Genomic DNA, 1658 nt, shown 5'->3' with positions numbered 1-1658 from the left:
GCCCTGGATGGCGTAGTCGTAGCCGGCGCGATCGGCATAGGGGCCGGTCTGGCCGAAGCCGGTGATCGAGCAGTAGACGAGGCGCGGGTACAGCGCGCGCAGCGCCGCGGCGCCGAGCCCGTAGCGGGCCATGTCGCCGACCTTGAAGTTCTCGATGAAGACGTCGCACTGCGCTGCCAGCCGGCGGATCAGGGCCTGGCCCTGCGGCCGCGCGATGTCGACCGTGATCGAGCGCTTGTTGCGGTTGGTGCCGAGGTAGTAGGCCGCCTCGGCGGTGTCCTCACCGTCGCGGGCCTTCAGGAAGGGCGGGCCCCAGCCGCGGGTGTCGTCGCCGCCGCTGCCGTCGCGCAGCGGGCGTTCGACCTTGATCACGTCGGCGCCGAGGTCGGCGAGCGTCTGGGTGCACCAGGGGCCGGCCAGCACCCGCGACAGGTCGAGGATGCGGACGCCCGACAGCGGCTGCGGCGGGGAGGGGGGAGTGCTCATGCGGGCGATTGTGGCGCCGCGGGTCGGGATAATGGACCGATGCCGCTTGACCGAGTTTCCCGACTTTGCATCGCCGCGTGCGCGGCCCTGGCGGCCTGCACGCCGTCGCTCGACTGGCGCGAGGTCCGCCCCGTGGGCGCCGGMGTGCTCGCGTTGTTCCCGTGCCGGCCTGCGCAGGATGTGCGGGTGGTGGCCCTGKCCGGCAGCCCGCTGACGATGAGCCTGCAGTCCTGTCAGGCGGYCGGTGCGACCTTCGCGCTCAGCGTCACCGATGCGCAGGACCCCGCGCGCGTCGCCGCGACGCTCGACGCGCTGCGGGTGGCTGCCGCCGGCAACCTGGGCGGAGTCCCGGTCGTTGCCGCGGCCGCCTCGGTGTCCGGCATGACGCCGAACCCGCTGGCGCAGCGCGTCCGGGTCGACGGGCGCTTTCCGGACGGCACGCAGGTGCACCAGGAACTGCTGTTTTTCGTCAAGGGCACCGTGGTCTACCAGGCGACGGTGCTCGGCGCGCGCGTGGACGCGTCGGCCGTCGACACGTTTTTCGAGGGGCTGAAGCTCGCCGCATGACGCCGTGTGTCAGCGCCGGACGGCCCGCCGGCGTTGTAGTCACATGACGGTTTGGTGCACATGTGTGGTTTTTGTGGCGAGTCGAGGCCACGCCACAAGCCGCAGCCACCAAGTCGGCAGCTCGAACTGCCGATAATCGAAAACCATGCCCGGTCTTCTCATCATTGCCCACGCGCCGCTGGCGTCATCGCTGAAAGCGGTGGCACAGCACACCTTCCCGGACTGTGCCCGGTTGGTCGAGGCGCTCGATGTGCTGCCCGGCATGCCGGTGGAGGAGGTCGAGCAGCAGGCGCGCGAGATGCTGGGCCGCGTGAGCAACCCCGACGCGCTGATCTTCGCCGACGTGTTCGGCGCCACGCCCTGCAACGTGGCGCAACGCCTGGCCGACGGCCTGCACGTCAAGGTCATCGCCGGCGTCAACGTGCCGATGCTGTGGCGCTCCCTCTGCTATGCCGACGAATCCCTCGACGCGATGGTGGCACGTGCGATGGCGGGTGCCACGCAAGGCGTGATGCAAGTGGCCTCCGCGCGTCCGCAGAACCAGGCCTTCAAACCAGGCGGAAATGACCAAAACCAGCATCACCATCAGCAATAAGCTCGGCCTG

The 1658-nt window shown here is 70.1% G+C and carries 3 protein-coding genes; 2 read left to right on the top strand and 1 reads right to left on the bottom strand.

Annotated features, from left to right (window positions below; translation table 11 throughout):
* On the bottom strand, positions 1 to 486 hold a 486-nt coding region (locus AC1D15_RS31015; protein ID WP_477829056.1), incomplete at its 3' end, for a CaiB/BaiF CoA transferase family protein.
* Positions 487 to 525: 39 nt separating this feature from the next.
* Between AC1D15_RS31015 and AC1D15_RS31010 the strand changes: the two genes are divergently transcribed.
* Together AC1D15_RS31010 and AC1D15_RS31005 are read left to right on the top strand one after the other, a co-directional pair.
* Positions 526 to 1053 carry a hypothetical protein gene (locus AC1D15_RS31010; RefSeq protein WP_477829055.1) on the top strand — a complete coding sequence of 176 codons (528 nt, stop codon included), beginning with the start codon at positions 526 to 528 and terminating at the stop codon, positions 1051 to 1053.
* A gap of 145 nt (positions 1054 to 1198) precedes the next feature.
* Positions 1199 to 1648 (top strand): PTS sugar transporter subunit IIA, encoded by a 450-nt coding sequence (locus AC1D15_RS31005; RefSeq protein ID WP_047510203.1) that lies wholly within the window; start codon positions 1199 to 1201, stop codon positions 1646 to 1648.
* Positions 1649 to 1658 lie beyond the last annotated feature (10 nt).

The organism is Rhizobacter sp. P2_H2, assembly GCF_056403375.1.
This window is presented reverse-complemented; position numbering and strand designations above follow the sequence as displayed.